At 40.9% G+C, this 1,965-nt stretch carries 2 protein-coding genes; both read left to right on the top strand.

From position 1 onward, the window contains the following. The first annotated feature begins 507 nt into the window (after positions 1-507). The gene (locus PVV68_RS10235; RefSeq protein ID WP_273783020.1) at positions 508-843 is read left to right on the top strand and encodes a hypothetical protein; all 336 of its coding nucleotides are present in this window, start codon (positions 508-510) and stop codon (positions 841-843) included. A gap of 679 nt (positions 844-1,522) precedes the next feature. After that, entirely contained in the window at positions 1,523-1,858 is a 336-nt protein-coding gene (locus tag PVV68_RS10230; protein ID WP_273722133.1) for a hypothetical protein, read from the top strand. Positions 1,859-1,965: the final 107 nt, after the last annotated feature.

Below are 1,965 nucleotides of genomic sequence, written 5' to 3'. Positions count from 1 at the left end.
TGGAAGAAGAGCAATTTTTTTGCTGTTTTTATGTTGCTCAAAATTCTTGCTGTGTATGCTGTTGTCTTTATCCCAGTTATGTTGGGGCTCTTTATATTTTTTACCTGTCGGTTGAAAAAAGTCTCTTTCTTATTCTTTTCTCAAGGGGTTGCTTCCCACAAGGTTGGACAATGAAACAGGGCAATAAAAGAATGACCCTTATGCTTTTGTGTGCACGTTATGTCAGGTGCTGGGGTGGTGCGTGTGAAAAAACACGCGTGTTTGGGGTGTGGAGCAAGGGAGCTCGTCAGAGAGGTAGAGAGCTGCCAAATATAACGGTTGGTTTTGTGTTTCTTGATGTTTTAAAACGACCCTTATGCCTTTGTTGCACGTTATGTCAGGTACTGGGGTGCATGCGTGAAAAAGCATGACTGCTTGGGGTGGGGCGTGTGAAAGCTATACAAATCTTTGGAGTATGCTGGGCATTTGAAGTATCATTAAAGTTCTCATGAGAACAGGGAGAAGCAAATGAAGGGAAAAAATTGGGAGCTTGATAAAGACTTGCGGTCTTTTTCTTTTGAAGAGGCGTTTCTCTCGTGGAGAGATTATAAAATTATCTTCTGTATTTGTGTCCTTATTGTACTGGGCAAAATGGCTCTCTCTATGCCAACTCTCGCTAAGTGGGAACTCACCGTGTGGGAGGATTACAGCCTTTTTTCTGTCTTTGTCTGGTTGGAAGTCATAACGGTGTGTGTTTTTGCCTTTATACCGGTTATTTTAATACTCCATGTCATATTGGGGCATCTGTTGAAACAAAATATCCAGAAATTGCAAGAATTAACCAAGCAACAAGGCTTTTTATAAAACAGGGCAATTCATAAAAAGTGCGTGAGGGGGAAAACGCTTAGGGCAATTGCAATGTTCATATTCTATGCAGATCAGTTAGGGATACCGCTTGCTGTGTTGTTTACGACACGCAAGGGTGGGGGCATCCTACCATTCTTTTCTCAAGTGGTTGCCTCCCACAAGATTGGATAATGAAACAGTGCAATAAAAGAATGCTGTGTTATGGGAGAAAGAGGGGTAAGCTTACAGCATAGAAGTTGGTTTTGTGTTTTTTGATGTTTTAAAGTGACCCTTATGCTTTTGTGTATACGTTGTGTCAGGTGCTGGGGTGGTGCGTGTGAAAAAAACACGCGTGTTTGGGGTGTGGAGCAAGGGAGCTGGTTAAAGAGACAGAGTTCTCAAAATATAACGGTTTGTTTTATCTGTGTGCAAGCCATGTTAGCTACTGGGGCGGAGCGGATGAAAAACATATGCCTTGCTTGGGGGAGCAAGAGAGCTCGTCAGAGAGGTAGAGATCTCAAAAATATAATGGTTTGTTTTCTTGGTGTTTTTTGATATTTTAAAACGATCATTATGCGTTTTTTCATCTGTGTGCAAGTCGTGTCATTACTTGGGTGAGCTTGTGAAAAAAGCATGAGTGCTTGGAGTTGTGCGGGGCATTGCAAGTCTAAGCTCTCATGAGAACAGGGAGAAGCAAATGAAGGGAAAAAATTGGGAGCTTGATAAAGACTTGCGGTCTTTTCCTTTTGAAGAGGTCTTTCTCTCGTGGAGAGATTATAAAATTATCTTCTGTATTTGTGTCATCTTTGTGTTGTGTAAAGAAATTTTCTTTATACCAATCTTGCTCGAGTGGGAATTCATAGAATGGGAGAATTACAGCCTTTTTTCTGTCTTTATCTGGTTGGAAGTCATAACGGTGTGTGTTTTTGCCTTTATACCGGTTATTTTAATACTCCATGTCATATTGGGGCATCTGTTGAAACAAAATATCCAGAAATTGCAAGAATTAACCAAGCAACAAGGCTTTTTATAAAACAGGGCAATTCATAAAAAGTGCGTGAGGGGGAAAACGCTTAGGGCAATTGCAATGTTCATATTCTATGCAGATCAGTTAGGGATACCGCTTGCTGTGTTGTTTAC

The sequence above is a fragment of the Bartonella sp. ML69XJBT genome (assembly GCF_028618515.1).
GTDB lineage: Bacteria > Pseudomonadota > Alphaproteobacteria > Rhizobiales > Rhizobiaceae > Bartonella.
The sequence above is the reverse complement of the archived record's forward strand: the minus strand, read 5'-3'. Positions and strand labels throughout refer to the sequence as shown.